Annotated in this window: 27 protein-coding genes; 12 read left to right on the top strand and 15 right to left on the bottom strand. The window is 69.3% G+C overall.

Annotated elements, in window-relative coordinates:
- Positions 1–173: 173 nt before the first annotated feature.
- On the top strand, positions 174–878 hold the full coding sequence (gene lexA, locus FFS52_RS02560; protein ID WP_137808722.1) for a transcriptional repressor LexA: 705 nt from the start codon (positions 174–176) through the stop codon (positions 876–878).
- Here the strand turns inward: lexA and FFS52_RS02555 are convergent.
- Positions 856–2,565, bottom strand: coding sequence for a putative PEP-binding protein (locus FFS52_RS02555; protein WP_137808721.1), 1,710 nt, complete (start codon positions 2,563–2,565; stop codon positions 856–858). The genes lexA and FFS52_RS02555 overlap by 23 nt on opposite strands.
- A gap of 149 nt (positions 2,566–2,714) precedes the next feature.
- On the opposite strand from FFS52_RS02555, the gene FFS52_RS02550 reads away from it, so the two are divergent.
- The 4 genes from FFS52_RS02550 to FFS52_RS02535 all read left to right on the top strand — a co-directional run bounded on the left by FFS52_RS02550 (position 2,715) and on the right by FFS52_RS02535 (position 7,078).
- Entirely contained in the window at positions 2,715–3,485 is a 771-nt protein-coding gene (locus FFS52_RS02550) for a DeoR/GlpR family DNA-binding transcription regulator (RefSeq protein WP_068969892.1), read from the top strand.
- A complete protein-coding gene (locus tag FFS52_RS02545; protein WP_065628914.1) occupies positions 3,482–4,447 on the top strand; it encodes a 1-phosphofructokinase family hexose kinase in 966 nt (321 codons plus the stop codon). Before FFS52_RS02550 ends, FFS52_RS02545 begins: the two co-directional genes overlap by 4 nt.
- A gap of 115 nt (positions 4,448–4,562) precedes the next feature.
- Complete coding sequence (locus tag FFS52_RS02540) at positions 4,563–6,719, top strand: fructose-specific PTS transporter subunit EIIC (RefSeq protein WP_137808720.1); 2,157 nt, start codon at positions 4,563–4,565, stop codon at positions 6,717–6,719.
- 98 nt (positions 6,720–6,817) lie between these two features.
- Positions 6,818–7,078 (top strand): HPr family phosphocarrier protein, encoded by a 261-nt coding sequence (locus tag FFS52_RS02535; protein ID WP_058250193.1) that lies wholly within the window; start codon positions 6,818–6,820, stop codon positions 7,076–7,078.
- Positions 7,079–7,118: 40 nt separating this feature from the next.
- Here the strand turns inward: FFS52_RS02535 and hflX are convergent, their stop codons facing one another.
- The 4 genes from hflX to FFS52_RS02515 are packed head-to-tail and all read right to left on the bottom strand — an operon-like array spanning position 7,119 to position 11,235.
- A complete protein-coding gene (gene hflX / locus FFS52_RS02530; protein ID WP_137808719.1) occupies positions 7,119–8,561 on the bottom strand; it encodes a GTPase HflX in 1,443 nt (480 codons plus the stop codon).
- Between the two features lie 52 nt (positions 8,562–8,613).
- On the bottom strand, positions 8,614–9,525 hold the full coding sequence (dapF, locus tag FFS52_RS02525) for a diaminopimelate epimerase (protein ID WP_137808718.1): 912 nt from the start codon (positions 9,523–9,525) through the stop codon (positions 8,614–8,616).
- A gap of 10 nt (positions 9,526–9,535) precedes the next feature.
- Positions 9,536–10,456 carry a tRNA (adenosine(37)-N6)-dimethylallyltransferase MiaA gene (gene miaA / locus FFS52_RS02520; protein ID WP_137808717.1) on the bottom strand — a complete coding sequence of 307 codons (921 nt, stop codon included), beginning with the start codon at positions 10,454–10,456 and terminating at the stop codon, positions 9,536–9,538.
- Positions 10,453–11,235 carry a hypothetical protein gene (locus FFS52_RS02515; RefSeq protein ID WP_137808716.1) on the bottom strand — a complete coding sequence of 261 codons (783 nt, stop codon included), beginning with the start codon at positions 11,233–11,235 and terminating at the stop codon, positions 10,453–10,455. Before FFS52_RS02515 ends, miaA begins: the two co-directional genes overlap by 4 nt.
- Before the next feature lie 226 nt (positions 11,236–11,461).
- Here FFS52_RS02515 and FFS52_RS02510 point away from each other — a divergent pair, with 226 nt between their 5' ends.
- Positions 11,462–12,829 (top strand): DUF349 domain-containing protein, encoded by a 1,368-nt coding sequence (locus FFS52_RS02510; RefSeq protein ID WP_171011529.1) that lies wholly within the window; start codon positions 11,462–11,464, stop codon positions 12,827–12,829.
- Between the two features lie 20 nt (positions 12,830–12,849).
- On the opposite strand, the gene FFS52_RS02505 is transcribed toward FFS52_RS02510, so the two are convergent.
- On the bottom strand, positions 12,850–13,479 hold the full coding sequence (locus tag FFS52_RS02505; protein WP_137808714.1) for a hypothetical protein: 630 nt from the start codon (positions 13,477–13,479) through the stop codon (positions 12,850–12,852).
- A 27-nt stretch (positions 13,480–13,506) separates the two neighbouring features.
- Positions 13,507–15,039: a tRNA (N6-isopentenyl adenosine(37)-C2)-methylthiotransferase MiaB gene (miaB, locus tag FFS52_RS02500; protein WP_137808830.1), complete on the bottom strand. Its 1,533-nt coding sequence runs from the start codon at positions 15,037–15,039 to the stop codon at positions 13,507–13,509.
- 134 nt (positions 15,040–15,173) lie between these two features.
- Here miaB and FFS52_RS02495 point away from each other — a divergent pair, with 134 nt between their 5' ends.
- Genes FFS52_RS02495 through FFS52_RS02480 form a run of 4 tightly spaced genes read left to right on the top strand, consistent with a single transcriptional unit; the run spans position 15,174 to position 18,491 of the window.
- The gene (locus tag FFS52_RS02495) at positions 15,174–15,902 is read left to right on the top strand and encodes an amino acid ABC transporter ATP-binding protein (RefSeq protein ID WP_171011537.1); all 729 of its coding nucleotides are present in this window, start codon (positions 15,174–15,176) and stop codon (positions 15,900–15,902) included.
- A 1-nt stretch (position 15,903) separates the two neighbouring features.
- On the top strand, positions 15,904–16,911 hold the full coding sequence (locus FFS52_RS02490) for a glutamate ABC transporter substrate-binding protein (protein ID WP_137808712.1): 1,008 nt from the start codon (positions 15,904–15,906) through the stop codon (positions 16,909–16,911).
- 15 nt (positions 16,912–16,926) lie between these two features.
- On the top strand, positions 16,927–17,604 hold the full coding sequence (locus FFS52_RS02485; protein ID WP_058250184.1) for an amino acid ABC transporter permease: 678 nt from the start codon (positions 16,927–16,929) through the stop codon (positions 17,602–17,604).
- Entirely contained in the window at positions 17,601–18,491 is an 891-nt protein-coding gene (locus tag FFS52_RS02480; RefSeq protein ID WP_137808711.1) for an amino acid ABC transporter permease, read from the top strand. Before FFS52_RS02485 ends, FFS52_RS02480 begins: the two co-directional genes overlap by 4 nt.
- 28 nt (positions 18,492–18,519) lie before the next feature.
- On the opposite strand, the gene FFS52_RS02475 is transcribed toward FFS52_RS02480, so the two are convergent.
- From FFS52_RS02475 to pgsA, 7 genes are all read right to left on the bottom strand, one after another.
- The gene (locus tag FFS52_RS02475; RefSeq protein ID WP_058250182.1) at positions 18,520–19,068 is read right to left on the bottom strand and encodes a regulatory protein RecX; all 549 of its coding nucleotides are present in this window, start codon (positions 19,066–19,068) and stop codon (positions 18,520–18,522) included.
- A gap of 25 nt (positions 19,069–19,093) precedes the next feature.
- Positions 19,094–20,137, bottom strand: coding sequence for a recombinase RecA (gene recA / locus FFS52_RS02470; protein WP_006866461.1), 1,044 nt, complete (start codon positions 20,135–20,137; stop codon positions 19,094–19,096).
- A 197-nt stretch (positions 20,138–20,334) separates the two neighbouring features.
- The gene (locus FFS52_RS02465; protein WP_058250181.1) at positions 20,335–20,529 is read right to left on the bottom strand and encodes a DUF3046 domain-containing protein; all 195 of its coding nucleotides are present in this window, start codon (positions 20,527–20,529) and stop codon (positions 20,335–20,337) included.
- Complete coding sequence (locus tag FFS52_RS02460) at positions 20,520–21,722, bottom strand: glycosyl transferase (RefSeq protein ID WP_137808829.1); 1,203 nt, start codon at positions 21,720–21,722, stop codon at positions 20,520–20,522. Before FFS52_RS02460 ends, FFS52_RS02465 begins: the two co-directional genes overlap by 10 nt.
- 29 nt (positions 21,723–21,751) lie before the next feature.
- Positions 21,752–22,567, bottom strand: coding sequence for a phage shock protein PspA (pspA, locus tag FFS52_RS02455; RefSeq protein ID WP_058250180.1), 816 nt, complete (start codon positions 22,565–22,567; stop codon positions 21,752–21,754).
- 95 nt (positions 22,568–22,662) lie between these two features.
- Positions 22,663–23,034, bottom strand: coding sequence for a helix-turn-helix transcriptional regulator (locus tag FFS52_RS02450; protein ID WP_058250179.1), 372 nt, complete (start codon positions 23,032–23,034; stop codon positions 22,663–22,665).
- A gap of 174 nt (positions 23,035–23,208) precedes the next feature.
- A complete protein-coding gene (gene pgsA / locus FFS52_RS02445; protein ID WP_065628926.1) occupies positions 23,209–23,910 on the bottom strand; it encodes a CDP-diacylglycerol--glycerol-3-phosphate 3-phosphatidyltransferase in 702 nt (233 codons plus the stop codon).
- Between the two features lie 131 nt (positions 23,911–24,041).
- Here pgsA and FFS52_RS02440 point away from each other — a divergent pair, with 131 nt between their 5' ends.
- Entirely contained in the window at positions 24,042–24,557 is a 516-nt protein-coding gene (locus FFS52_RS02440) for an amino-acid N-acetyltransferase (protein ID WP_058250177.1), read from the top strand.
- Positions 24,558–24,559: 2 nt separating this feature from the next.
- Positions 24,560–24,844: a YciI family protein gene (locus FFS52_RS02435; protein WP_068969879.1), complete on the top strand. Its 285-nt coding sequence runs from the start codon at positions 24,560–24,562 to the stop codon at positions 24,842–24,844.
- A gap of 40 nt (positions 24,845–24,884) precedes the next feature.
- On the opposite strand, the gene FFS52_RS02430 is transcribed toward FFS52_RS02435, so the two are convergent.
- Positions 24,885–25,925: a TerC family protein gene (locus tag FFS52_RS02430; RefSeq protein ID WP_137808710.1), complete on the bottom strand. Its 1,041-nt coding sequence runs from the start codon at positions 25,923–25,925 to the stop codon at positions 24,885–24,887.
- Positions 25,926–26,141 lie beyond the last annotated feature (216 nt).

Genomic DNA, 26,141 nt, shown 5'->3' with positions numbered 1-26,141 from the left:
GTTCGAACATCGATCAGATGTTCGATGCACTGATGTTCGAATTTGTAGCACGACGTCCCGACAAAGTCTCGCGACACATCGAACAAATGTTTGAGGTGCCGGTCGCACTCCGCTAGGCTCGGACCCGGCGCAAGCCATCTACCAGCACGTTCCGAAGACGAGAGGAACCGAACATGAGTGACACCGGCGATAGGCGCGGCCGAGCGCGGGGCGCCGACGACGAGGCCCCGTTCGACGCCGCCGCCGCCGAGGCCTCACTCACCCCGCGACAGGCCGGGGTCCTGGAGGTGATCCGCCGCTCGGTGCGCGAGCGCGGTTATCCGCCGAGCATCCGGGAGATCGGCGACGAGGTCGGCCTGGCCTCGACGTCGTCGGTGGCCCATCAGTTGCGGACGCTGGAACGCAAGGGGCTGCTCAAGCGCGACGCGAACCGTCCCCGTGCGGTCAACATCGCCCCGAGTGACACCCCGTCGCCGGACACCCCGTCGGCCGGTCAGCTGCCCGAGCCGACCTTCGTGCCGGTTCTCGGCCGAATCGCGGCCGGCGGTCCGATCCTGGCCGAGGAGGCCGTCGAGGACGTCTTCCCGCTGCCCCGTGAGCTGGTCGGCGAGGGATCTCTCTTCCTGTTGCGCGTCGTCGGCGAGTCGATGATCGACGCCGCGATCTGCGACGGCGACTGGGTCGTGGTCCGGCAGCAGAACGTCGCCGACAACGGCGACATCGTCGCGGCCATGATCGACGGCGAGGCCACCGTGAAGACCTTCAAGCGTCAGGGCCCCAACGTCTGGCTCATGCCGCACAACGAACTGTTCGATCCGATCCCGGGCAACGATGCCGTCATCCTCGGCAAGGTCGTCACCGTGATGCGGCGAGTCTGACCTCTCCACCGACCGAACCGTCGAGCACCGCCGCGGCAGCCTCGCGCGCCGCGGCGGGATCCGAGGTGGCCAGGGCAGCCTCGGCGGCGGCCCGGCAGTCCGGTGCGGACACCTCGCCGAGCCGGGCCCCCACGGCCGCGGCAGCAGCCGGCGCGCTGGACAGCGAGGTGACCCCGAGACCGACGAGCACGCAGGCGAGGTTCGGATCGGCGGCGGCCTCGCCGCACACCCCGACCGGCTTTCCCTGACGTGCACCCGCTGCCGCGACACCCGCGATGAGGCTCAACACGGCCGGTTGCCACGGGTCGGTCAGTCCGGCGAGATCGGCCGACATCCGGTCGGCCGCCATCGTGTACTGGGTCAGATCGTTGGTGCCGATGGATACGAAGTCCACCTCGGCGAGGACGGCTTCGGCCAGGATCGCCGCCGCGGGCACCTCGATCATCACCCCGGCGACCAGACCACGGCCGCGGACCTCGGCGGCGAAGGTGCGCGCCTCCGCCGGCGAGGCGATCATCGGCGCCATGACCCACGGCGCGACGGCCGACCCCGACGCGGCCTGCGCGATCGCGTCGAGCTGATGCGCGCGGATCTCGGGGTGCGCCAGCGCGATCCGATCGCCCCGCACGCCGAGCGCTGGGTTCGATTCGTCGGGATGGGTCACGAACCGGAGCGGTTTGTCGGACCCGGCGTCGAGGGTGCGGATGACCACCTTCTGCCCGTCGAACGCATCGAGCACCTCCCGGTAGATCGCGGCCTGCTCGTCCACCGACGGTTCGTCGGCACGCTCGAGGAACGCGAGTTCGGTGCGGAAGAGCCCGACGCCCTCGACGGGGTACCCGGCCGCGGCGCGTGCCGACGATCCGTCGGCGACGTTGGCGAGCACCGCCACGGCCACCCCGTCGGCGGTCTGCCCCGGACCGGTCCAGCCGGCGACGAGTGCGGCATGCCGCCGATCCTCGTCGACGCGAGCCCGGGCCGCCTCCGCATCGGGCTCCACCTCGATTCGCCCGGTGCTGCCGTCGACGAGAACGGTTGTGCCGGGCTCGATCTCGTCCAGGTCGGCCACCGCCACCACGCACGGGATCCCCAGCTGGCGCGCGATGATCGCGGTGTGGCTGGTCGGTCCGCCGAGGCGGGTGACGAGGGCGATGGTGCTCGTGGGGTCGAGGCCCGCGGTGTCGGCGGGCGCGAGGTCGTCGGCGAGCAGGACCGACGGCACCTCCGGGGTGGGCACACCGGGTTCGGGTAGGCCGAGCAGTTCGGCGAGGACCCGGTCGCGCACGTCGTTGAGATCGGTGACCCGCTCGGCCATCAGTCCGCCGAGTTTGGTGAACACCGCCGCGAACTGTTCGGTGGCCGCGACGGCAGCGGCCTCGGCGGGAGCGCCCTTGCCGATGAGCGCGGTCGCTGCACCGATCCAGCCGCGGTCCTCGGCCAGGCCCGCCGTCGCGGCGAGCACCTCGGCCGTCACCCCGGTGTTCTGCGACGCGCGCGTGCGCAGCCGCGCGGCGACGGCGCCGGCCGCGGTGGCGAAGCGCGTGACCTCGTCGGCGCGCCGTTCCTCGGCGATCTCCACACCGACGCCGAGCTTCTCCGGCGAGTGGTCGGGTCGCTCGCCCGGCCACAGCGCGGGACCGTGGGCCAACCCGCCGACCACCGGGGTTCCCGTCAGGATCTGCGCCATCGTCTTGCCTCTCACTCGACTACCGATGTGACCACCGTTACAAAAAGTGCTTGACTTGTCAACACAAACAGGCGTAAACACAGTAACTACAACATCCAATCCCACACGCCTCAACAAGCGGGGTGGTCGAAACCGGAGATCGGAGCGGTGTGTACGCCGAGGAGAGACAACAGGCGATCGTCGACGAGGTGCGCCTCGCGGGGCGGGCATCCGTGGCCGCGCTCGCCGAGAAGTTCGACGTCACCAGCGAGACCGTCCGACGCGATCTCGCGGTACTGGAACGCGCCGGACATCTCCAGCGGGTCCACGGCGGCGCCGTGCGCGCCGAGATCATGCGCACCCTCGGCGAGCTCGGGATCGACGAACGGGAGTCGAGCCAGATCGAGCAGAAGACCGCGATCGGCCGGGCGGCCATCCGGTTCCTGCCGCCCGACGGCGGCTCGGTGCTCTTCGACGCCGGCACCACCACCTACCGCGCGGCCGAGGCGACCGCTCCCGATCGGAGGCTCACCCTGTTCACCAACAGCCTGCCCATCGCCGGCCTGCTCGCGGGCACCCATCCCGACGGTCTCCATGCCCTCGGCGGACGCGTACGCGGTCTCACCCAGGCGACCGTGGGCGTCGAGACCGTGGACGCGCTTCGCCGACTGCGCGTGACCACCGCCTTCATCGGGACGAACGGCCTGAGCGAGGCCCACGGGTTGTCGACACCCGACCCCGACGAGGCCGCGGTCAAGGCGGCGATGGTCGCAGCCGCGCAACGGGTCGTGGTCCTTGCCGACAGCTCGAAGATGGACCGCGAGGACCTCACCTCCTTCGCCGGACTCGACGACGTCGACGTCCTCATCACCGACTCCGGGATCGACCCGGCCTATTCGGCGGCCCTGTCCGCGCGTGGCGTCGAGGTCGTGATCGCATGATCGTCACCGTCACCGCCAACCCGAGTCTCGACCGCACCCTCGAACTCGGCGCACCGCTCGCCCGCGGCGAGGTGCAGCGCGCCGGCGTGGTCCGCACCGAGCCGGGCGGCAAGGGCGTCAACGTGGCCCGGGTCGTCGCGGCCGCCGGCCTGGCCACCCGCGCACTGCTCCCGGCGCGGCCGGGCGACCCGCTGCGGGCCGCACTCGACGACCTCGCACTCCCCTACGACGCCGTGCCGGTCGACGGCGAGGTCCGGTCCAACATCACCATCGCCGAATCCGACGGGACGACCACCAAGATCAACGCACCGGGCGTCACCTTGACGGGCCCGGATCGCGAGGCGCTCGTCGGGCTGATCCGTGAGCACGCCGGCTCCGCGCAGTGGGTCACCCTCTGCGGTTCGCTGCCTCCCGGCGTCCCCGACGACTGGTACCGCTCGATCGCCGACGACCTCGTCCTCGCCGGATGCCGGGTCGCGGTGGACACCTCGGGCGCTCCCCTCCGTGCCAGCGTCACCGGTCGCGTCGACCTGATCAAGCCCAACGAGGACGAGCTCGCCGAACTGACCGGCGCCGACCCCGGACAGCTTCGAGAAGCGCTCGCGCGCAACGATCTCGGACCGGTCATCGATGCCGCTGCGACCATCGCCGAGCAGATCGGGGGCAACGTCCTCGCCACCCTCGGCGCCGTCGGGGCCGTGTTGGTCACCGCATCCGGCGTGTGGTCGGCGACCCCGCCGCCGATCGTCCCGCGCAGCACCGTCGGCGCCGGCGACTCGTCACTGGCCGGCTACCTCATCGCGCAGAGCACCGGGGCCGCGCCCGCCGACTGCCTCCGGTCGGCCGTGGCGTACGGCGCGGCGGCCGCATCGCTCGCCGGCACCCAGGCCCCCACGCCCGACCACCTCGACCTCCCCGGCGTGCGGGTGACCGAACTGTCGGGAGCCGCGCGCATGACCTGACGGCACCGTCCCGGCGAGTCCCCGCATCCATCCAACACCGCACCCATCCAGCACCGACTCCATCCACCCTCGACACACCAGCACCGACCCCACCCTTTCCACCGAAGGACATGCCATGACCGAGCAGATCATCACCGCGCAGACGGTGAGTCTCGACGTCGACGCCGGCGGCGATCCCGCCGCCGTCATCACCGCGCTCGCCGACGCCCTCGCCGCGGCCGGCCGGACCACCGATCCCGCCGACCTCGCGCGGGCCGCACTGGACCGAGAAGCCAAGTCCGCCACCGGACTTCCCGGCGGCATCGCCATCCCGCACGCCCGTACCGCGTCGGTGACCGCGGCCAGTCTCGCCATGGCGCGGCTGTCCCGCACGGTCGACTTCGGCGCACCGGACGGGCCGGCCGACCTGGTCTTCCTCATCGCCGCGCCCGAGGGGGGTGCCAGTGCGCACATGAAGCTCCTCAGCTCGCTGGCCCGCTCACTCGTCCGGCCCGACTTCGTGGCCTCGCTCCGCGCGGCCGAGAACGAGGAGCGGGTCATCGAATTGGTCAACGAGGCCATCGACCCCGCGCCGCCGGCCGCGAGCACAGCCGCGCCGACCGCCACCCCGTCGACCCCTGCCCCGTCGACCACTGCCCCGTCGACCACTGCCCCGGCCGCCGCGGCAGCACCGCTGACGTCGACCACGAAATCCGAAGGTGCGCCGGCCCACCCGGACTCTGACCGGATCGCGGACCCGGGACCGGCCACGCCGCGCATCGTCGCGATCACCGCATGCCCGACCGGCATCGCCCACACCTACATGGCGGCCGACGCCCTGAAGTACGCCGCCGAGCGGGCCGGCGTCGAGTTCGCGGTGGAGACCCAGGGGTCCTCGGCGACCACGGCCTTCGACCCGGACGTGATCGCCTCGGCCGACGCCGTCATCTTCGCCACGGACGTCGGGGTCAAGGATCGCAACCGGTTCCGCGGCAAACCCGTCATCGCATCCGGGGTGAAGCGCGCCATCAACGAACCCGACGCCATGATCGCCGAGGCGGTCGCGGCGGGGCGCGACCCGAACGCGGCTCGCGTCACCGGCGACGGCTCGGACGCGGACGCGGCCGACTCGTCGAAGTCGGGCATCGGTCTCGCCGGCCGTACACGCCAGGCACTCATGACCGGTGTGAGCTACATGATCCCGTTCGTCGCGGCGGGCGGACTGCTCATCGCGCTCGGCTTCCTGCTCGCCGGCTACGAGGTCGCCAACACGAACCTCGACGACGGCGGCACCCTCAGCGACGGCGCGTTCATCGCCCTGAACAACAGCCTCTGGGACCTGCCGGCGGGCGGGCTGCTGCGATACCTGGGCGCGGTGAGCTTCGCGATCGGATCGGGCGTGATGGGTCTGGCCGTACCGGTCCTCGCGGGCTACATCTCCTTCGCGATCGCCGACCGCCCCGGTATCGCACCCGGTTTCGTGGCCGGCATCGTCTCGCTCGCCGTGGGCGCCAGCTTCATCGGCGCACTGATCGGCGGTCTCATCGCCGGCGTGGTGTGCCTGTGGATCGCGCGGACCCCGGTGCCCCAGTGGGCTCGTGGTCTCATGCCGGTCGTGGTCATCCCGCTGTTCGGCAGCATGATCGTCGGCGGACTGCTCTACATGGTCCTCGGCAAACCGCTCGCCTGGCTGACCGAGCAGATGAACAGCGGCCTCGAGAGCATGTCCGGCGGATCGGCCATCGCCCTCGGCATCGTGCTCGGCCTGATGATGTGCTTCGACCTCGGCGGACCGGTCAACAAGAGCGCGTACCTGTTCGCCACCGCCGGGATCGCCGACGCGGCGACTGCCGGACCCGCGCAGTTCCAGATCATGGCTGCGGTCATGTGTGCCGGCATGGTGCCCCCGCTCGCCCTGGCTCTCGCCACCGTCGTCCGTCCGGGCCTGTTCACCGAACCGGAGCGTGAGAACGGCAAGGCCGCATGGCTCCTCGGCGCGTCGTTCATCTCCGAAGGTGCCATCCCGTTCGCCGCGGTCGACCCCTTCCGGGTCATCCCGTCGATGATGGCCGGTGGTGCCCTCAGCGGTGCGCTGATCATGGCCTTCGGCGTCGAACTGCGCGCCCCGCACGGCGGCATCTTCGTCTTCTTCGCCATGAACAACTGGGTCCTGTTCCTCGTCGCGCTGGTCGCCGGTACGGTGCTGTCCGCCGTCCTGGTGGTCGCGGCCAAGCAGGTCCATCGCAGTCGCGACGCCGTCGCCTTCGAGGAACTCGAGGCGGTCGCCGTCTGACACCCGATCACACGACCACCTGACATCCGGGGCGGTCCCCGGCACCGAATCGCCCGACAACCACCACAGATCGCACGACAACACTCGAAGGAGTTCCCATGCCCAGCACCACCGCCACCGTCGGCTCCGCAGTCGGACTGCACGCCCGCCCCGCCACGATCATCGCCGAGGCGGTCGCCGAGACCGGCAGCCCGGTGACGCTGGGCCTCGAGGGCGGTGACCCGGTGGACGCGGGGTCGGCGCTGATGATCATGACGCTCGGGGCCGAGAAGGGCACCCGCGTGGTCGTGACGGCCGACGACCAGGCCGCACTCGACACCATCGTCGGTCTCGTCGAGAAGGATCTCGACGCCGACTAGGTCCGTACAGCCGACTGGGTCCGTACAGCCGGCGAAGCGCTCAGATCCGGAGGTCCGCGATCTCGCCCGCGAAAGCGGCCGGGACGCGGACCTTCATCGTGGTACCGGTCTCGGTGTGCTCCGACGAGATGACCTCGCCCTCGCTGTGGACGCGAGACACGACATCACCCCGGTCGAACGGCACCTCGATGGTCATCTCGACGTCCTCGCGACCGACGAACTCGCGCACCCGCCCGAAGAGTACGGGCAGTCCCTCACCGGTTCGGGCGGAGATGAACACCGCATCCGGACCGAGCGCGCCACGCAACTCGGTGAGGCGGTTGCCGTCGATGGCGTCGATCTTGTTGATGACCAACAACTCCGGCGGCGCGGTGACGCCCTCTTCGGCGACGATCTCGTTGATGACCTGACGGACAGCCGAGATCTGTTCCATCGGGAAGGCGTCCGCACCGTCCACGACGTGCAGCAGCAGATCGGCGTCGACGACCTCCTCGAGCGTCGAGCGGAACGCCTCGACGAGCTGGGTGGGCAGATGCCGCACGAACCCGACCGTGTCGGTGAAGACGACCGCGCGGCCGTCGTCGAGCGTCGCCCGCCTGGTGGTCGGGTCCAGGGTCGCGAACAACGCGTCCTGCACGAGGACACCGGCGCCGGTCATCGCGTTGACCAGGCTGGACTTGCCCGCGTTGGTGTAACCGGCGACGGTGATCGTCGGGATCGAACCACTCTTGCGCGCAGCACGTTTCGTCGTCCGCGCCTTCTTCATGCCGCGTATCTCGCGCCGCAGCTTGGCCATCCGCTCCCGGATCCGGCGACGGTCGGTCTCGATCTTGGTCTCACCGGGACCGCGCAGGCCCACACCGCCGTTGCTGCCCGCCCGGCCACCGGCCTGCCGGGACATCGATTCACCCCATCCGCGCAGACGCGGGAGCATGTACTCCATCTGCGCGAGGGAGACCTGCGCCTTGCCCTCGCGAGAGGTCGCGTGCTGGGCGAAGATGTCGAGGATCAGCGCGGTGCGGTCGATGACCTTCACCTTCACCACCTTCTCCAGCGCATTGAGCTGGGCGGGGGTGAGCTCACCGTCGCAGACGACGGTGTCGGCGCCGGTCGCGAGGACGATCTCGCGCAATTCCTCGGCCTTGCCACTGCCGATGTAGGTGGCGGGATCGGGTTTGGAGCGACGCTGGATCACCGCGTCCAGGATCTGTGAACCGGCCGTCTCGGCGAGGGCGGCCAGCTCGGTCATGTTGGCCTTCGCGGCAGCCGCGCTGCCCTCGGTCCACACGCCGACCAGGACCACGCGTTCGAGTCGTAGCTGCCGGTACTCGACCTCGGTGACGTCGGTGAGTTCGGTGGAGAGTCCCGCGATGCGCTGCAGTGAGGCGCGCTCGGACAGTTGGAGTTCGCCGGTGGTGGGATCCGCGGTGTCGCGGATCCCGAGATCGGCCGCGGACATGATCTGTGCTTCTGATTCGGTCATACGGGAACCATGGTCTCACGACCGGCCCGGGCCGAGCACGCGAATATCGAGCTCAGCGCGCCCAGCCGGGCCGCAGCACCCCGTCGGCGACCAGCATCGACGGCCCGCGCAGGGTCGAGCCGTCGGGACGGATCGTCACGGTGACCTCACCGCCGGGGATGCCGATGCGCAGCTCGCCGGTGTCCGCGCCGCGGGCGTCGAGAGCGGCGCGCGCCGCCGCGACCAGGCCGGTTCCGCAGCTGCGCGTCTCCCCGACGCCCCGCTCGAACACCCGCATCCGCGCGGTCAGGCCGCCGTCGGGGCCTTCCACGGGTGGGGTCAGCAGCTCGACGTTCGCGCCGTGCGGGAAGTCGGCGGCCTCGATGATCACGCCGGCGGAGAAGTCGACCGCGTCGAGGTCGGCCGCGGTCATGTCCGCGACGACGCACGCCAGGTGGGGGTTTCCCACGTCGACCATCGCACCGGGGTAGATGTCGTCACCGATGCGGACCACCGACGACCCGTCGAGCCGCGCCGGACCCATCTCCACCGTGACCTCGGCGTGCACGGCGTCGAAGGAGTGGATGGTGACGCCGCGGGCACCCGCGCGGGAACCGACGGAGAACGTGTCGGTGTCGACCAGTCCCGACGCCCGGACGTAGTGGGCGAAGACGCGTACCCCGTTGCCGCACATCTCCGCGACCGAACCGTCGCCGTTGCGGTAGTCCATGAACCAGTCGTCGGCCGACACCCCGTCGGGCAGGGCGTCGAGGACACCGGCCGCGACGAGGGCACCCGAGCGGGCGACGCGCAGCAATCCGTCGGCGCCGATCCCCCGTTGCCGGTCGCACAGCGCCGCGACCGTCGCGGCGTCGAGCGCGATCTCGGCGTCGGGGTCGGCGAGGACCACGAAGTCGTTCTGGGTGCCATGACCCTTGACGAAGTGCAGGCCGTCGCTCGCACTGCTCTGCGGGGCGGAAGTCACGGATCACAGCCTACGGGGAAGGCGCGTCGACGATGCGCAGCGCTCGGTCGAGCAGATCGGGTGCGGCGGCGTCGAGCCACTGCGCCCGGTGATCGCGGCGGAACCACGAGCGCTGCCGACGCACATAACGCCGGGTGCCGATGAAGGTCAGCTCCTCGGCCTGCGCGAGGTCGTACTCGTCGTCGAGGGCCGCGAGGACCTGTTTGTAACCGATCGCCTGCGACGCGGTGCGTCCCTCTCGCAGGCCGCGGGAACAGAGGTCCTCCACCTCCTCGACGAGGCCCTGCTCGAACATCGCTCTCGTCCGACGGCGGATCCGATCGTCGAGTTCCTCGGTGTCCCGGTCGAGGGCGAGGATGATCGTGCCCCAGCGCGGTTCGCCGATGGTGGGCTGCGACGCGGCGAAGGGTGCACCGGTCAGCTCGACCACCTCCAGCGCCCGCACGATGCGGCGACCGTCGGTGGCCAGGATGGTCGACGCCGCGGCCGGGTCGACCTCCGCGAGCAACCGGTGCATCTCGCCCACTCCGCGCTCGTCGAGCAGGTCCTCGTAACGCCGGCGGACCTCCGGGTCGGTGGCCGGGAACTGCCAGTCGTCGAGGAGTCCCTGGACGTACATCATCGATCCGCCGACGATCACCGGGACCCGACCCGCGGCGCGCAACCGATCGACGTCGGCCCGCGCGGCCTGCTGATAGCGCGCGACGGTCGCCACCTCGGTCACGTCGAGCACGTCCAACTGGTGGTGCGGGATGCCACGGCGTTCGTCGGGCGGGAGCTTGGCCGTCCCGACGTCCATGCCGCGGTACTGCTGCATCGCGTCGATGTTGACGATCTCGCCGCCGAGCCGTTCGGCGAGGTCGAGGGCCAGATCGGACTTGCCGCCGGCAGTGGGTCCGACAACAGCGATCGGGGTGGGCGGCGCGGTCATCGGGCGTGCTCGCCGTCGTCGACGGTCCAGGTCACGACCACGTAACCCACGCCGAAGGGCGCGTCGGCGAAGTCGGGTACCGCCCGGACCGACCGGTCGCCGACGAGACCGGCCGCCACCTGCCACGCGACCCGGCCGCCGACGCCCTCGGCATCGCACTTCGCAGGGTCGAGTGCCATCAGCGTGTCCGTGTCCGCCGATCCGAGCGCAGCCACGATCGCGTCGTTCAGCGCCACCGCCGATTCCCGACGCCCCCCGCCGGGGGCCTTGTCGGTCAGCGCCGTCGACCCGTCGCCCACCACCAGGACCCCGACGGCGTCCGAGCCCTCGTCGAGACGGGCGGCCAGCCGGGTACCCACCGCGACGCACTCCGCGGGCGGCGTGGCGGAACCGACGCTGCACACGCTCAGCGGACCCAGCGCCATCCGCTCGGCGATCCACCCGGCGATCAGCGCCGACAGACTCATCCGGGGCAGCGGGTCGGTGACCGCGACATCGGTGGCGGCGACATCGGTGGCGGCGACATCGGTGATCGCGGAGTCGATCGTGACCGGGACATCCACGCCGAAGCGCGCGAAGGTGCCGCGCAGGGGCTCGCCCACCAGGCCCGCGATCGCCTCGTCGGCGGTTCCGATCGCCACCCAGCGGTCGATGCCGAGCGCGCCCGCGACCGCGTCGAGAGCTGCCCGCCGCACCGGCTCGGTGTCGAAGGCGGCCGGTCCGGCCAACTCGGGGACGAGCAGCGGGGCACTCGGAACGAAGACGACGGCCGCAAGCACACCACGACGCTAGTCGACAGGATCCGTCCCGCTCGCCCCGCTCCCGGCGCCGGTTACCCCGCGCCGCGACCCACCAACTCGGCACGGACGCCACATCGACGGGCCTGAACTGCTTGAATGGAACGGTACTTGTCGGCGATCGCGGGCGTAGGATGCCCGGCGAGAACCGACTCCAGCGACCGGCAGCCGTGACGCGCGGCACCACTGAACGGCAGGACACGTGCACATGAGCAACCCGACCGAATCGGCTTCCGAACCCCAGCAGGCACCCGCCGGGCCGGACACACCGAAGCCGGGACCCAAGCCGGGACCCCGGCCCAAGCCCGGACCCCGCCCCGGCATCGCGTCCGAACCGGTCGTCACGCATCTCGTCACCGGCGATCCGCACCGCTTCGGTCGAATCGACGAGTCGGGTGTCGTGTGGCTCAAGACCGACGAGGGCGAACGCGAGATCGGTTCGTGGCAGGCCGGCACGGTCGAGGAGGGGCTTGCGCACTTCGGACGCCGGTTCGACGACCTCGCCACCGAGGTCGAGATCCTCGAGGAACGGCTCACCGCCCGCTCGGGAGATCCGCGGAAGGCCCAGCAAGCCGCCAGACACCTGCTCGAAGAGTTGCCCAACGCGCATGTGATCGGTGACGTCGCCGCGCTGCAGCGCCGCCTCGAGGCGATCGTCGGCAGCGCCGACGAGGTCGCCGAGACCATCCGCGCCGAGCGCGAGAAGACCCGGTCGGAGGCCATCGCGCGCAAGGAGGTCCTCGCCGCCGAGGCCGAGCAGATCGGCGCCGACGCGACCAACTGGAAGAGCGCGGGCGACCGGCTGCGCGAGATCCTGGACGAGTGGAAGTCCATCAAGGGCGTCGACCGCAAGACCGACGACGCGCTGTGGAAGCGGTACGCCAAAGCGCGCGACGCCTTCAATCGCCGGCGAGGTGCGCACTTCGCCGAACTCGACCGCGAGCGCGCCGGTGCGAAGGAACGCAAGGAAGCACTCATCGCCCGCGCCGAGGAGCTGTCCGGCTCCACCGACTGGGGTCCGACGTCGGCCAAGTTCCGGGAACTGCTCGGTGAGTGGAAGGCGGCCGGCCGCGCCCCGCGGGACACCGACGAGGCCCTCTGGCAGCGGTTCAAGGCCGCACAGGACGTCTTCTTCGGCGCCCGCAACGCGGCGTCGTCGGAACGCGACGCGGAATTCTCCGCGAACGCGACCGCCAAGGTCGCCCTGCTCGATGCCGCCGAGAAGGCCATCGACCCGGCCGCCGATCTCGACGCGGCCCGCCGCGAGTTCCGGTCGTTCCGCGATCAGTGGGACGAACTGGGCAAGGTCCCGCGCGATCAGATGCACAGCCTGGAGGCCCGCGCGCGGGCCCTGGAGAAGCGCATCCGCGACGCCGAGGACGCTCAGTGGCAACGGACCGATCCCGAGGCACTGGCGCGGGCGGCGCAATTCGCCGATCGCGCAGCGCAACTCGAGGACCAGGCACGCAAGGCGGCCGAACGCGGAAAGGACCGCGACGCCGCGAAGTTGCGCGATCAGGCTGCGCAGTGGCGCGAGTGGGCCGCCGCCGCGGAGAGTGCCGTCACCGACCGCTGAGTCCGGTCGGGCCGGCCGGATCAGTCCTCGTTCGGGTTCTTGCGGTACAGCGCTGCGGCGTAGGCCTCCTGCTCGGCGGCCTGCCGGCGCCGCTCGTCCTCGAGCGCGAGCTGATAGGAGCTCCGCGCCCACACGACGCGGGACCAGTGGAACGTGAGCACGAAGACCGCGATCCAGCCCAGCACAAGGCCGATGCCGACGCCCGACGGCGGCTCGACGCCACCGACGCCCGGCGTGTTCCGCGACCACCACGCCAGCATCCCGGCGACGCACGCGATGGCGCACCCGCACAGCGCGATCCACGCCAGGAACCACCGGCGGGTGAGCAGCGCGAGCATGGAGACGACGATGCCGAAGATCGTCACCAGGTAGACGAAGATCCTCGACACGATCGTGACGCGCTCGGCGGCCGCCTCGGGCGTGAAGGTGAGGACCTCGAGCCCGGTGACGGATCCCGTGTGCGGCAACACCATCGACACCATGGCGAGGACGACGGCCACGGCGACGACGACCGCGCGCGCACCCGGGTCGATCTCGCCGGCCACCCGCCGTTCCGCCTTGCGCAGGTCGTTCTCGTACTGCTCGAACGCGGCCTTCTCGGACGCAGAGCTGCCGGACGCCTCGTTGTCGGACGCCGAATTCTCGGACATGGTCATCGCCTCACTTCGTGATGGTGGTCAGCTGCCGCAGCCACTGCCGCAGCCGGCGTCGGCCGGGACGGCGGCGGGGGCACCGAACCCCGGCAGCCCGAGCCCGACGCCGACGGGCGCGGTGGTGGGGGTACGGCTCTGTTCGTGTGCGTCGCCGGCGCGGGTGCGGCGGTGCGCGAGAACGCCGGAATCGGCGATCAGATGGTGCGGTGCAGCCGCGGTGAGCTGCGTGTGCACGACGTCACCCGGGCGGATCCCCGACGCCGTTCCGGGCGCGAAGTGCACCAGCCGGCCGTCCCGGGCGCGGCCGGTCATGCGCTGGGTCTTCGCCGACTTGCGCCCCTCGTCGGCGACCACGAGCAACTCCACCTCGGTCCCGACCAGCGCCTCGTTCTCGGCCAGGCAGATCCGCTCCTGCAGCGCGATGAGACGCCGGTAGCGATCGGCCACGACGTCGGGCGGCACCTGATCGGCCATCGTCGCGGCGGGCGTGCCGGGGCGGGGCGAGTACTGGAAGGTGAACGCGCTCGAGAAGCGGGCGCGCTCGACGACGTCGAGGGTGGCCTGGAAGTCCTCCTCGGTCTCGCCGGGGAAGCCGACGATGATGTCGGTGGTGATCGCCGCATGCGGCATGGCCTCGCGGACCTTGTCGAGGATGCCCAGGAACTTGGTCTGCCGGTAGCTGCGGCGCATCGCGCGCAGGATGCGATCGGACCCCGACTGCAGCGGCATGTGCAGTTGCGGACACACATTCGGTGTCTGGGCCATCGCCTCGATCACGTCGTCGGTGAACTCGGCGGGATGCGGTGAGGTGAACCGGACGCGTTCGAGCCCCTCGATGTCACCGCAGGCGCGCAGCAGTTCGGCGAAGGCGCCCCGGTTGCGGGGCTGATCGGGATCGGCGAAGGACATCCCGTAGGCGTTCACGTTCTGGCCCAGCAGCGTCACCTCGACGACACCCTGGTCGACGAGGGCCTGCACCTCGGCGAGCACCTCGCCCGGCCGGCGATCGACCTCCTTGCCGCGCAGCGACGGCACGATGCAGAACGTGCAGGTGTTGTTGCACCCCACCGACACCGACACCCAGCCCGAGTAGGCGGAGTCGCGCTTGGCCGGCAGGGTCGACGGGAACCGCTCGAGCGCGTCGAGTATCTCCACCTGGGCGGCGTCGTTGTGGCGGGCACGATCGAGCAACGCGGGCAGCGACCCGATGTTGTGTGTGCCGAAGACGACGTCGACCCACGGCGCTCGGGACAGCACCGTGTCCTTGTCCTTCTGCGCGAGGCAGCCGCCGACGGCGATCTGCATGCCGGGCCGGTCGGATTTGACCGGGGCGAGGTGGGACAGGTTGCCGTACAGCTTGTTGTCGGCGTTCTCCCGGATCGCGCAGGTGTTGAAGACGACGAGATCGGCGGGGTCGTCCTCACCCGCGCGCACGTACCCGGCGTCCTCGAGCAGACCGGCGATGCGCTCGGAATCGTGGACGTTCATCTGGCAGCCGTAGGTACGGACCTGATAACTGCGCGCGGCGGGTGCTGCCTGCTCAGGCCGATCCGACAACTCGATACTCACCCCTACGAGGGTACGGGGCGCACGCAAATCGACTCCCACAGGACACCGTGTTCCACGTCGGCCGATAGGGTGCCCCAATGACCGTTTCGCCGAGTAAGTCCGCGGACCCAGGGTCCCAGCCGATGATCGCGATGCGCGGGGTGCAGAAACACTTCGGGTCGTTGCACGTCCTCAAGGACATCGATCTCGAGGTCCCCGCCGGTCAGGTCGTGGTGGTCCTCGGACCGTCGGGTTCGGGCAAGTCCACCCTCTGCCGCACGATCAACCGCCTTGAGCCGATCGACGGCGGCGAGATCCTGGTCGAGGGTCAGGTGCTGCCCGCCGAGGGCAAGGACCTCGCCCGGCTCCGCGCCGACGTCGGAATGGTCTTCCAGTCCTTCAACCTGTTCTCGCACAAGACGATCCTCGAAAACGTCACGCTCGCGCCGATCAAGGTGCGCAAGAAGAGCAAGGACGAGGCCGGCAAGCGCGCCCTCGAACTGCTCGAGCGCGTCGGCATCGCCAGCCAGAAGGACAAGTACCCCGCCCAGCTCTCCGGCGGCCAGCAGCAGCGCGTGGCCATCGCCCGGTCGCTGGCGATGAACCCGAAGATCATGTTGTTCGACGAGCCGACCTCGGCGCTCGACCCGGAGATGGTCAACGAGGTGCTCGACGTGATGGTGTCCCTCGCGAAAGAGGGCATGACGATGGTGGTCGTCACCCACGAGATGGGCTTCGCGCGCAAGGCCGCCGACCGCATCATCTTCATGGCCGACGGGGCGATCATCGAGGACTCCGATCCGGAGACGTTCTTCAGCAACCCGTCGACCGATCGCGCCCGGGACTTTCTCGGCAAGATCCTGGGGCACTGACATGACACAGCGAACCACCCGCCCGGTGCGGACCGCGGGCCTGGTCCTCGCGGTCGGCGCACTGCTCGCCACCGTGTTGTCCGCCTGCGGCAGCACCGAACCGCGCAACCTGCTCGACTCCATCCGCGAGGGCTCGGTCGTGCTGGGCGTCAAGTTCGACCAGCCCGGTCTCGGCCTCTACGAGCCGGACGGCAACGTCGAGGGATTCGACGCCTCGGTGTCGCGCTATGTCGTCAACCACATCGCCGACGACCTCGGAGTGCCGCATCCGGAGGTCACCTGGCGCGAGACCCCCTCGGCGCGCCGCGAGGCGATGATCGACAACGGTGAGGTCGACCTGATCGCGGCCACGTACTCGATCAACGCGGCACGCTCGAAGAAGGTGTCCTTCGGCGGCCCCTATCTCGTCACGTACCAGGGTCTGATGGTGCGCGCCGACGACAACACGATCGACGAACTCGCCGACCTCGACAAGGGCAAGAAGCTCTGCTCGGTGACCGGTTCGACGCCGGCGCAGAACGTCAAGGCACAGCTGCCCGCGGTCCAGTTGCAGGAGTACGACTCCTACTCGGCCTGCGTCGAGGCGCTGCGTCGCGACAAGGTCGACGCGGTGACCACCGACGAGGCGATCCTCGCCGGCTACTCCAACTTCTGGGAGGGCGAGTTCAAGCTCGTCGAGATGACCTACCTCAAAGACGCCTGCGTGAAGGACGCCCTGAAGACCGCGGGCAGTCCGTTCTCCACCGAGCGCTACGGCGTGGGGCTGGCTCTGGACGACACCGCGTCGCAGAACGCCGTCAACACGGCACTCGACGCGATGCTCGCGCCTTCCGTCGACGGCGAGTCGGCCTGGAACGCCGCGCTGCGCGAGGCGCTCGGCAATCCCTACGTGGACGAGATCATCGCCCGCGCCGACCGTCCGGACTCGAAGTTCCCCTACCTGCCCGATCCCGGCGACCTCGACTTCCTCGACTCGCCCTCCACACCGTGCCCGCCCGGGCTGCAGTGAGCGACGGAGCTACCGATGAATGACGTCTCTCTGTGGGAGAGCATGGGTCCAGAGCTGTGGCCCGCCTTCTGGGTGACCATCCAGCTGACCTTCTACTCGGCGATCGGCTCGCTGGTGTGGGGCACGATCCTCGCGGCCATGCGGGTCTCCCCGGTGCCGGTGATGCGCGGCTTCGCCGAGGTCTACGTGAACATCGTCCGCAACACGCCGCTGACACTCGTGGTGCTGTTCTGTGCGATCGGCCTGTACCAGAACCTGGGCCTGACCTTCGCGCCGACGATCGAGTCGAACAACTTCTGGCTCGCCGTCCTCGCCTTCGTGCTGTACACCTCGACGTTCGTCTGTGAGACGCTGCGCTCCGGCTTCAACACGGTCCCGCTCGGGCAGGCCGAAGCCGCTCGCTCCCTCGGCCTCTCGTTCACGCAGGTCTTCGGGGTCATCGTGCTGCCACAGGCGATCCGGTCGGTGATCGGTCCGCTGGGCAGCGTCCTGATCGCGCTCACCAAGAACACGACGGTCGCTTCGGTGATCGGCGTCGCCGAGGCGGCGGCTCTCATGAAGACCGAGATCGAGACCTACTCCGACCAGCTGTTCGTCATCTTCGGCGTCATCGCGGCGGGATTCATGATCATCACACTCAGCGAGGGTGCCGTCTTCGGCTACCTCGCCAAGCGACTGGCGGTGAAACGATGAGCGCTGACTCGACCGTCCTCTACGACGCCCCGGGACCACGCGCCCGCACCCGGAACCGCTTGCTGGCGATCGCGTTCATCGCGGTCCTGGCCGCGATCGCGATCTACGTGATCGCCGTCCTCGCCGCCAACGAACAGTTCACCGCCGAGAAGTGGTCGCCGTTCGTCACGTGGAGCACTTGGACCGGCTACATCCTGCCGGGCCTGTGGCGGACCCTCGCGGCCGCGGCGGTCTCGATCGTGCTGTCGCTGTTGCTCGGTGCGGTCCTCGGTATCGGCCGACTCTCCGATCACCTGTGGGTACGCACCATCGCAGGCCTGTTCGTCGAGGTGTTCCGCGCCATCCCGGTGCTGATCCTGATGGTCTTCACCTGGTTCCTGTTCGCGATCTACGGGATCTTCCCGTCGTCCTTCCTGGCGTTCGCGGCGGTGGTCACCGGACTCACCCTGTACAACGGGTCGGTCATGGCCGAGATCCTGCGATCCGGCATCAACTCACTGCCCAAGGGACAGACCGAGGCGTCGATGGCACTGGGTCTGCGCAAGAGCCAGATGATGCGCATCATCCTTCTGCCACAGGCGATCACGGCAATGATGCCGGCACTGATCTCGCAGATGGTCGTGGCGCTGAAGGACAGTGCGCTGGGCTACATCATCGGTTACTCCGAGGTGGTCCGCAGCGGCCTGCTCTCGGCGTCGCGCTACGGCAACTACATCCCGGCACTGATCGTCGTGGCCATCATCATGATCCTGATCAACTTCGGGCTCTCGACCTTCGCCACCAGCCTCGAACGCCGGCTCCGGCAGGGGCGCCGGTCGTCCGCACCGCCTGCGGATCCGGAGGAGACCGAACTCGCTGCTTCGGAGAACCTGCCGACCGGCAGGTGACACCCGCACGATCGTCGTGTGGGGGCGTTCAGCCGCTACGCAGCTCGCTGAGCGCCTCCCCCACGACGTCGAACGCCAGGGACTGGGAATAGCCGCGCCGCACCAGCATTCCGACGAGACGTCGCATCGCCTTGTCGCGTTCGGCGCGATCCTCGGCTATCCGGTCGACGACCGAGGGCGTGAGTTTGCGCACGACCAGACCCGACGCGATCTCACGTTCGTCGTCGGGGTCGATGTCGGCGAGGGCCTCGGCGATGATCGACTCGTCGATCCCCTTGGTGCGGAGCTCGTGTCGTAACGCGACGCGCCCCTTACCGGAGTTGAGGTGGCGGGATCGTACCCACTCGGAGGCGAACTCCTCGTCGTCGAGGAGGTTGTGTTGCTCCAGGCGCGCCATCACGTCGTCGACCGCCTCGGGTTCGAAACCCTTGCGCGTCAATCGCTCTCGCATCTCCTGGCGTGAACGCGCACGGACCCCGAGCAGTCGGAGCGCCGAGTCCCATGCACTGGGTCCCTTACGGTCGGGATCGTTGTCCCGCCGCGTGCGCGTCTGCCCGGGGTCCGTTGCCTCGCTCACGGTCTACCTGAACTCGCCTTCGATGTCAGAATTCGACTGGGGCGGGAGCGATGTCGTCGGCGTCGACGGTGGCGCCGATGCCCAGCTTCTCTTTGATCTTCTTCTCGATCTCGTCGCGGATGTCGACGTTCTCGAGCAGGAACTTGCGCGCGTTCTCCTTGCCCTGGCCGAGTTGATCGCCCTCGTAGGTGAACCACGAACCGGACTTGCGGATGAAGCCCTCCGCGACACCCATGTCGATCAGCGAGCCCTCCTTGCTGATGCCCTGGCCGTAGAGGATGTCGAACTCGGCCTGCTTGAACGGCGGTGCGACCTTGTTCTTGACGACCTTGACGCGTGTGCGGTTACCGACCGCGTCGGTCCCGTCCTTGAGGGTCTCGATCCGGCGAACGTCGAGGCGCACCGACGAGTAGAACTTCAGTGCCTTTCCGCCCGTGGTGGTCTCGGGCGAACCGAACATGACGCCGATCTTCTCGCGCAGCTGGTTGATGAAGATCGCGGTGGTCTTCGACTGGTTCAGCGCGGAGGTCATCTTCCGCAGGGCCTGGCTCATCAGGCGGGCCTGCAGACCGACGTGGCTGTCGCCCATCTCGCCCTCGATCTCGGCCTTGGGGACCAGCGCGGCCACCGAGTCGATGACCAGGATGTCGAGCGCGCCCGATCGGATCAGCATGTCCGCGATCTCGAGCGCCTGCTCACCGGTGTCGGGCTGGGACACCAGCAGCGCGTCGGTGTCGACGCCGAGTTTGGCGGCGTAGTCGGGATCGAGTGCGTGCTCGGCGTCGATGAACGCGGCGATGCCGCCCTGCGCCTGGGCGTTGGCGACGGCGTGCAGGGCGACGGTCGTCTTACCCGAGGACTCCGGACCGTAGATCTCCACGACGCGGCCGCGGGGCAGTCCGCCGATACCGAGGGCGACGTCGAGCGCGATGGACCCGGTGGGGATGATCTCGATCGGCTGACGGGTCTCCTCGCCGAGCCGCATCACCGAACCCTTGCCGAAGTTCTTGTCGATCTGCGCGAGGGCGAGGTCGAGAGCCTTCTCGCGGTCTTGGGGCGCAGGTGCCATGGGAGTTCTCCTCGGTTGTGAGCCGGATTTCCGGCGGGCGGTCTGTGCGGTCCGGGCGTTCATGTGATGAAAGTAGCCGGTGGGTCCGACAACTCTTCAGACGCAGACTCGGCCCGTGTGGTTCCGTCTGATTTCACCTCTGGGCACCAGGATGGACGAACACCTGTTCGATGGCAAGTGTGACACGCGGTGGCGTGTCACCAGCGATGGCGCGGTACGTCGAAGTCGCGACAGATCGCGATCCAGACGTCGCGCGGGTCGACCCCGTCGTCGATCGCCTGGGCACCCGTGCGTCCGCCGACCTCGATCAGGATGTGATCGGACAGGATCGAATCCGCCGACGGCACACCGAATTCGGTGGTCATCAACTCGGTGAACTCGGTCAGACGCACGGGTCCAGCCTAGGTGACGCCGCCAGGACGCGATGCGCGACCGCCACCGGGTCGACGACGTCGGTCACCGACTCCCCGATCGCACCCGCCGCGCGTGCATGTGCCGGATCGTCCAGGACGGCCCGCACGGCGTCGGCAACCGCGTCCGCGGTGACCGGACGCACCGCCTGCCCCGCGCCGGCTCGTCGGATCCGGGCGGCGAGCTCCCACTGGTCACCCCCACCGGGCACCGCGACGACCGGCACCGACGCGAGCATCGCCTTGGCGAGGATCCCGTGCCCGGAGCCACAGATCAGCAGGTCGGCGTGCGCGAGCACCTCGTCCTGCCGGCCCGGCCCCGCCGTGATCAGTTCCCCGCGGAAGCGGGCGAGATCGGCCCCGTCGGGGTCGCGGAGCCCCGAGACCACCACCCGCACGGTCCGGCCCAGTGTGTCCGGCGACAGGGCTTCGAGAGCCGCGCCGAGCATGTCGGCGGCGCCGGTCTGCGCGGTCGACGGGGCGACGACGACGAGGGGGTGATCGCCGGTAGGCACGGTGAAGTGATCGTCGGTGGGCTCCCAGACCAGGGGTCCGACGAGATGCGCGTCGGTCGGCCAGTCGGGGCGCGGGACCTCGAGGCCGGGAAGGGTGGCGATGAGCCGCGCCGCCGGTTCCGCGTCGACGTCACCCAGCCCGATCGTCCGCCGGGCAGCGTCCCGCTGCCGCACGCCCTGGCGGATCGACGACGCGGTGGCGGCGCGCATCAGCGTGTCGCGCAGCCGACCCCCGACGCCGCGACCCGGTTCGAGCCCGGATCCGATCGGCGGTAGTCCCCGGGACGGCCGGTACAGCGGATGCGGCGACAGCTCGATCCAGGGCAGTCCACTCAGTTGAGCGGCCCAGCCCCCGCCCACCGTGATGACATCGGAGATGACGAGTTGGGTCCGGGCCGCACGCAACGGCCCGACGAGCTGCTGGGCCATGCGCGCGGCGCGGGCACTCAGCTTGGCGCCGGCGTCGGAGTCGTCGTCGGAGCCCTCGGCGCGCAGCCCCGGGAGATCCGCGATGTCGATCCCCCGGCGGCGCGCGGCCTCCGACCATGCGAGGGAGGTGAACACGACCGGTGTGTCACCGGAGGAGCGGAACCGCTCGGCCAGCGCGAAAGCCGGGAAGGCATGCCCGGCGTCGGAGCCCGCGACGATCGCGACGCGCACGGGTTCGTCGTGCACGCGTGCGCGATCTGTCAGTTCTGCTGGGGCGGCTCGGTGGTCGGCGGCGCGGACTGGGTCGCCGGCTTCTGCAGACCCGGTGCGGTCGTGCCGGCGGCGGGCAGCGCGTCACCGCGCATGCTCGCGCGGATCTGTTCGAGACGAGAATGTCCGGCCATCTGCACGCCGGCCTGCTCGACCTCCTGCATGCGGCCCTGCACGGAGTTCTTGGCCAGCTCCGCCGAACCGAGCGCGTTCGCGTAGCGTCGTTCGATCTTGTCGCGGACCTGGTCGAGGCTCGGCGTGTTGCCGGGCACCGACAGCTCGCTCATCTGGTTGAGCGACGCCGAGACCTGCTCCTGCATCTTCGCCTGCTCGAGTTGACTGAGCAGCTTCGAACGCTCGGACAGCTTCTGCTGCAGGATCATCGCGTTGCGCTCGACGGCCTTCTTGGCCTGATCGGCCGCCTGGAGCGACTGGTCGTGCAAGGACTTGAGGTCCTCCACGCTCTGCTCGGCGGTCACCAGCTGGGCCGCGAACGCCTCGGCAGCGTTGGTGTATTCGGTCGCCTTCTGGGTGTCACCGGCCGCGGCGGCCTGATCGGCCAGCGTCAGCGCCTGGCGGGTGTTCGCCTGCAGCCGCTCGACGTCCTCGAGTTGCCGGTTCAGCTTCATCTCGAGCTGCCGCTGGTTGCCGATCACCGAGGCCGCCTGCTGCGAGAGCGCCTGGTGCTGACGCTGGGCGTCCTCGATCGCCTGCTGGATCTGGACCTTCGGGTCAGCGTGCTCGTCGATCTTCGCGTTGCCGAGTGCTGTGAGGTAGCGCCACAACTTCACGAACGGGTTCGCCATGCTCGTCGTACTCCATTCAGGGGTCTGAGAACTCTGGTGACCAATCTAGCGTCTGCGAGTCCGGTGTTGAGTCGGTGTCGTTCAGACGGTGCGGGTCAGGCAGCCGCGAGAGCCGTGGCCTCCCGGCGGCCGGCGGGAGCCGGGATCACGACCTTGGTCGCGGTCAGTCCGGCCTCGGTGGCCTCCACGCCGTCGCCCATCGGCTCGGCGCCGACCACGACGGGTTCGGCACCGGCCGGACGCATTGCGCTGCCGACTTCGAGGAGCAGGTCGGCGATCTCGACGTCGAGCGCGTCGCAGATCGCGGCGAGCAGTTCGCTCGACGCCTCCTTCTGACCGCGTTCGACTTCCGAGAGGTAGCCCAGACTCACCCGCGCACCGGTGGACACCTCGCGCAGGGTCCGGCCCTGCTGCGTCCGGACCCGACGCAGGCTGTCGCCGAGCGCCTCGCGTAAGAGCATCGCCATCGAGTCTCCTCCCTACTGAACGTCTCGGCCCAACTGAACTGCTCGGCGCCCACCGAACCGGCGGCGCGCCTGCTGCCCTACCCAACGCTTCGCGGTCCCGACGGGTTCCCCGCGGCACCGGCGGCGTCGGCACCCACGGTCGGGGCAGCACCGTCTGATCGACGATAGTCGAAGTCAGTGACCGCCGCCGGTTCCTCCCACAGCACGTCCGCGCGGTGCCACCGGCCGGGGTGCGGTCTCATCGCGATCGGACCGGACCTTGACCGCCTGCCAGGTGTAGTCCAGACCCGTGTAGATCGTCACCACCACCGCCAGTCCCATCAGGATGTCGGCGGCGAGCTGCCACGGTCCGCCGAGCGGGAGGAGGTACAGACCGATGGCGAGCGCCTGCAGCAGCGTCTTGAGCTTGCCGCCGCGGCTGGCCGGGATGACCTTGTGCCGCAACACCCAGAAACGCAGCGCCGTCACCCACACCTCGCGGGCGACGATCACCACGGTGACCCACCACGGCAGGATGCCGAGGATCGACAGCCCGACGAGGGCACCGCCGATGAGGGCCTTGTCCGCGATGGGGTCGGCCAGCTTCCCGAAGTCGGTGATCAGGCCGCGCTGCCGGGCGATCATCCCGTCGTACCGGTCGGTCAGCGCCGCGACCCCGAAGACGATCGTGGCGATCGTGCGCCACAGCGTCGACTCGCCCGACTCCATGAACAGCGCGACCAGGAACACCGGCACCAGGACGATCCGGAACACCGTGAGCGCATTGGCGATGTTGACCACCGGCACCGGGTCCACCGGGTCGGTGATGTGGTCGGGCCCGCGGCCCACATTGGCGATGCCGTTCTCTTCGACGGCGCGCCGGATCCGGTCGGTCATGAGCTCGCTCCTGACCGCGGCGTCGTGCCGCAGTTCAGGGCAGTCCTCAAGTACACGCCCATCAGGGTATCGGCAGTCCCGGCGAACGACGTGCACAGGTCGCCCCATCGCAGAGACTAAGCTGAATTCCCATGTCCCCCGCCGATCACGTCGTCATCCGTCGTGCGCGCACCTCCGACGTCCCGCGGATCAAAGAACTGATCGACCAGTACGCCGGGAAAATCCTCCTCGAGAAGAACCTCGTCACGCTCTACGAGTCCGTCCAGGAGTTCTGGGTCGCCGACGTCGACGGCCTGGTCGTCGGTTGTGGTGCGCTGCATGTGCTCTGGGCCGATCTCGGCGAGGTCCGCACGGTCGCCGTCGACAACGCCCACGCCGGGCGCGGCATCGGCCACCTCCTCGTCGACCGGCTCATGGCGGTCGCCCGCGAACTGCAGCTCTCGCGCGTCTTCGTGCTCACGTTCGAGACGGCCTTCTTCGCGCGGCACGGTTTCGCCGAGATCCAGGGCACCCCGGTCACGCGCGAGGTGTTCGAGGAGATGTGCCGGTCCTATGACACCGGCGTCGCAGAATTTCTCGACCTCAGTTATGTCAAACCCAACACCCTGGGCAACACCCGGATGCTGGCAACCATCGAGCAGGAGTGACCATGCCGTTCTTCGCCGTGCAGTACACCTATCGCCCCGCCAAGGCCGCCCTGCGGGATCAGCACCGGCCTTTGCACCGGGAGTGGCTCGCGGAAGAACACTCGGCGGGCAACGTGCTGATCGCCGGCCCCTATCCCGACGGGTCGGGCGCGCTCATCGTCATCCGCGCAGCCGACCTCGAGGCGGCCGAGGCATTCCTCGCCAACGACCCGTTCCAGGCGCATCAGGCCGTCGACGCCATCCGCATCGACGAGTGGACGCAGGTGTTCGGGCCGTTCCCGGGCTGATGCCACGTCCACCCGTCGGCGACGGGTGGACGTGGACGGGTCAGGAGTCGGTGGACTTCGGTGCCGGGGCGTCGGTCGTGTCGCCGGCGGATTCGACCTCCGGCGACTTCGCCATCCCGCGACTCTTGATCAGGCTGGCCACCGTGGTGATCACCAGGACACCGAGGATCACCGACAGCGACAGCCCGGTCGAGATCTCGGGGACCGCCACGTGCTCGCCACCGTTGATGAACGCCAGGGTGTTCTCGTGCAGGGCGTGGAGGACCAGCTTGACGCCGATGAAGGCCAAGATGATCGACAGGCCGATGGACAGGTACACCAAGCGGTCGAGCAGTCCGCCGATGAGGAAGAACAGCTGACGCAGACCCATCAGGGCGAACGCGTTGGCGGTGAACACCAGGTAGGGCTCGGACGTGAGCCCGTAGATGGCCGGGATCGAGTCGAGCGCGAACAGCACGTCGGTGAAGCCGATGACGATGAGGACCATCAGCATCGGGGTCGCGAGGCGCTTGCCGTTGACGCGGGTGAACAGCTTGTCGCGGTCGTAGGAGTCATGCGTGCGCAGGTAACGCTTGACGAAGCGTTCGAGACGCGTCTCGCGCTCTTCCTCGTGCTCGACCGGGTCGTCGCTCTCGCGGAGCAGCTTGACGGCGGTGAAGATCAGGAACGCGCCGAACAGGTAGAAGACCCAGCTGTAGGCGTTGATCGCGGCCGCACCGACGGCGATGAAGATGCCGCGCATGATGAGGGCCATCAGGATGCCGAGCAGCAGGACCTTCTGCTGGTACTCCTTGGGCACCGCGAACTTCGCCATGATGATGACGAAGACGAACAGGTTGTCCACCGACAGCGCCTTCTCGGTGACGTAACCGGCGAAGTACTCACCGCCGAAGGTCGAACCCCAGTTCCACCAGACGAACAGACCGAAGATGACGGCGAATCCGATGTAGATCGCCGACCAGATGCCCGACTCCTTGAGCGACGGCGCGTGGGGCACGCGCACGTGGGTGAAGAAGTCGAACGCGAACAGGGCGAGGATCACCGCACAGGTGATCAGCCATACGGACAGCGAAACATCCACTTGTAACCTCCAGCAGGCAGCATGAGCTGACGAGCCAGAGGTCTCTCCCACCGAACGAGGGCCGACGCTCCGGGTCAGGGCCGCGACGATGATCGGCATCGTTGCGAATCGTGACCGTATTGACGGAGACGCCGCTTTGGGGATACTCCCCTCATGGATCTCCGGCTACCTTATACAAACCGCAGGAAACCTGCAGAAACCGCAGGTCAGCGACCC

It is taken from the genome of Gordonia sp. ALPHA1B1 (genome assembly GCF_005502615.1).
GTDB classification, from domain to species: Bacteria; Actinomycetota; Actinomycetes; order Mycobacteriales; family Mycobacteriaceae; genus Gordonia; species Gordonia hongkongensis.
The sequence above is the reverse complement of the archived record's forward strand: the minus strand, read 5'-3'. Positions and strand labels throughout refer to the sequence as shown.

Excerpts from the sequence above, each read along its gene's own strand:
- lexA (WP_137808722.1), top strand. The coding sequence starts at position 174 with ATGAGTGACACCGGCGATAGGCGCGGCCGAGCGCGGGGCGCCGACGAC.
- FFS52_RS02555 (WP_137808721.1), bottom strand. The coding sequence starts at position 2,565 with ATGGCGCAGATCCTGACGGGAACCCCGGTGGTCGGCGGGTTGGCCCAC.
- FFS52_RS02545 (WP_065628914.1), top strand. The coding sequence starts at position 3,482 with ATGATCGTCACCGTCACCGCCAACCCGAGTCTCGACCGCACCCTCGAA.
- FFS52_RS02540 (WP_137808720.1), top strand. The coding sequence starts at position 4,563 with ATGACCGAGCAGATCATCACCGCGCAGACGGTGAGTCTCGACGTCGAC.
- FFS52_RS02535 (WP_058250193.1), top strand. The coding sequence starts at position 6,818 with ATGCCCAGCACCACCGCCACCGTCGGCTCCGCAGTCGGACTGCACGCC.
- hflX (WP_137808719.1), bottom strand. The coding sequence starts at position 8,561 with ATGACCGAATCAGAAGCACAGATCATGTCCGCGGCCGATCTCGGGATC.
- miaA (WP_137808717.1), bottom strand. The coding sequence starts at position 10,456 with ATGACCGCGCCGCCCACCCCGATCGCTGTTGTCGGACCCACTGCCGGC.
- FFS52_RS02510 (WP_171011529.1), top strand. The coding sequence starts at position 11,462 with ATGAGCAACCCGACCGAATCGGCTTCCGAACCCCAGCAGGCACCCGCC.
- FFS52_RS02505 (WP_137808714.1), bottom strand. The coding sequence starts at position 13,479 with ATGTCCGAGAATTCGGCGTCCGACAACGAGGCGTCCGGCAGCTCTGCG.
- FFS52_RS02495 (WP_171011537.1), top strand. The coding sequence starts at position 15,174 with ATGATCGCGATGCGCGGGGTGCAGAAACACTTCGGGTCGTTGCACGTC.
- FFS52_RS02490 (WP_137808712.1), top strand. The coding sequence starts at position 15,904 with ATGACACAGCGAACCACCCGCCCGGTGCGGACCGCGGGCCTGGTCCTC.
- FFS52_RS02485 (WP_058250184.1), top strand. The coding sequence starts at position 16,927 with ATGAATGACGTCTCTCTGTGGGAGAGCATGGGTCCAGAGCTGTGGCCC.
- FFS52_RS02480 (WP_137808711.1), top strand. The coding sequence starts at position 17,601 with ATGAGCGCTGACTCGACCGTCCTCTACGACGCCCCGGGACCACGCGCC.
- recA (WP_006866461.1), bottom strand. The coding sequence starts at position 20,137 with ATGGCACCTGCGCCCCAAGACCGCGAGAAGGCTCTCGACCTCGCCCTC.
- pspA (WP_058250180.1), bottom strand. The coding sequence starts at position 22,567 with ATGGCGAACCCGTTCGTGAAGTTGTGGCGCTACCTCACAGCACTCGGC.
- FFS52_RS02450 (WP_058250179.1), bottom strand. The coding sequence starts at position 23,034 with ATGGCGATGCTCTTACGCGAGGCGCTCGGCGACAGCCTGCGTCGGGTC.
- pgsA (WP_065628926.1), bottom strand. The coding sequence starts at position 23,910 with ATGACCGACCGGATCCGGCGCGCCGTCGAAGAGAACGGCATCGCCAAT.
- FFS52_RS02440 (WP_058250177.1), top strand. The coding sequence starts at position 24,042 with ATGTCCCCCGCCGATCACGTCGTCATCCGTCGTGCGCGCACCTCCGAC.
- FFS52_RS02435 (WP_068969879.1), top strand. The coding sequence starts at position 24,560 with ATGCCGTTCTTCGCCGTGCAGTACACCTATCGCCCCGCCAAGGCCGCC.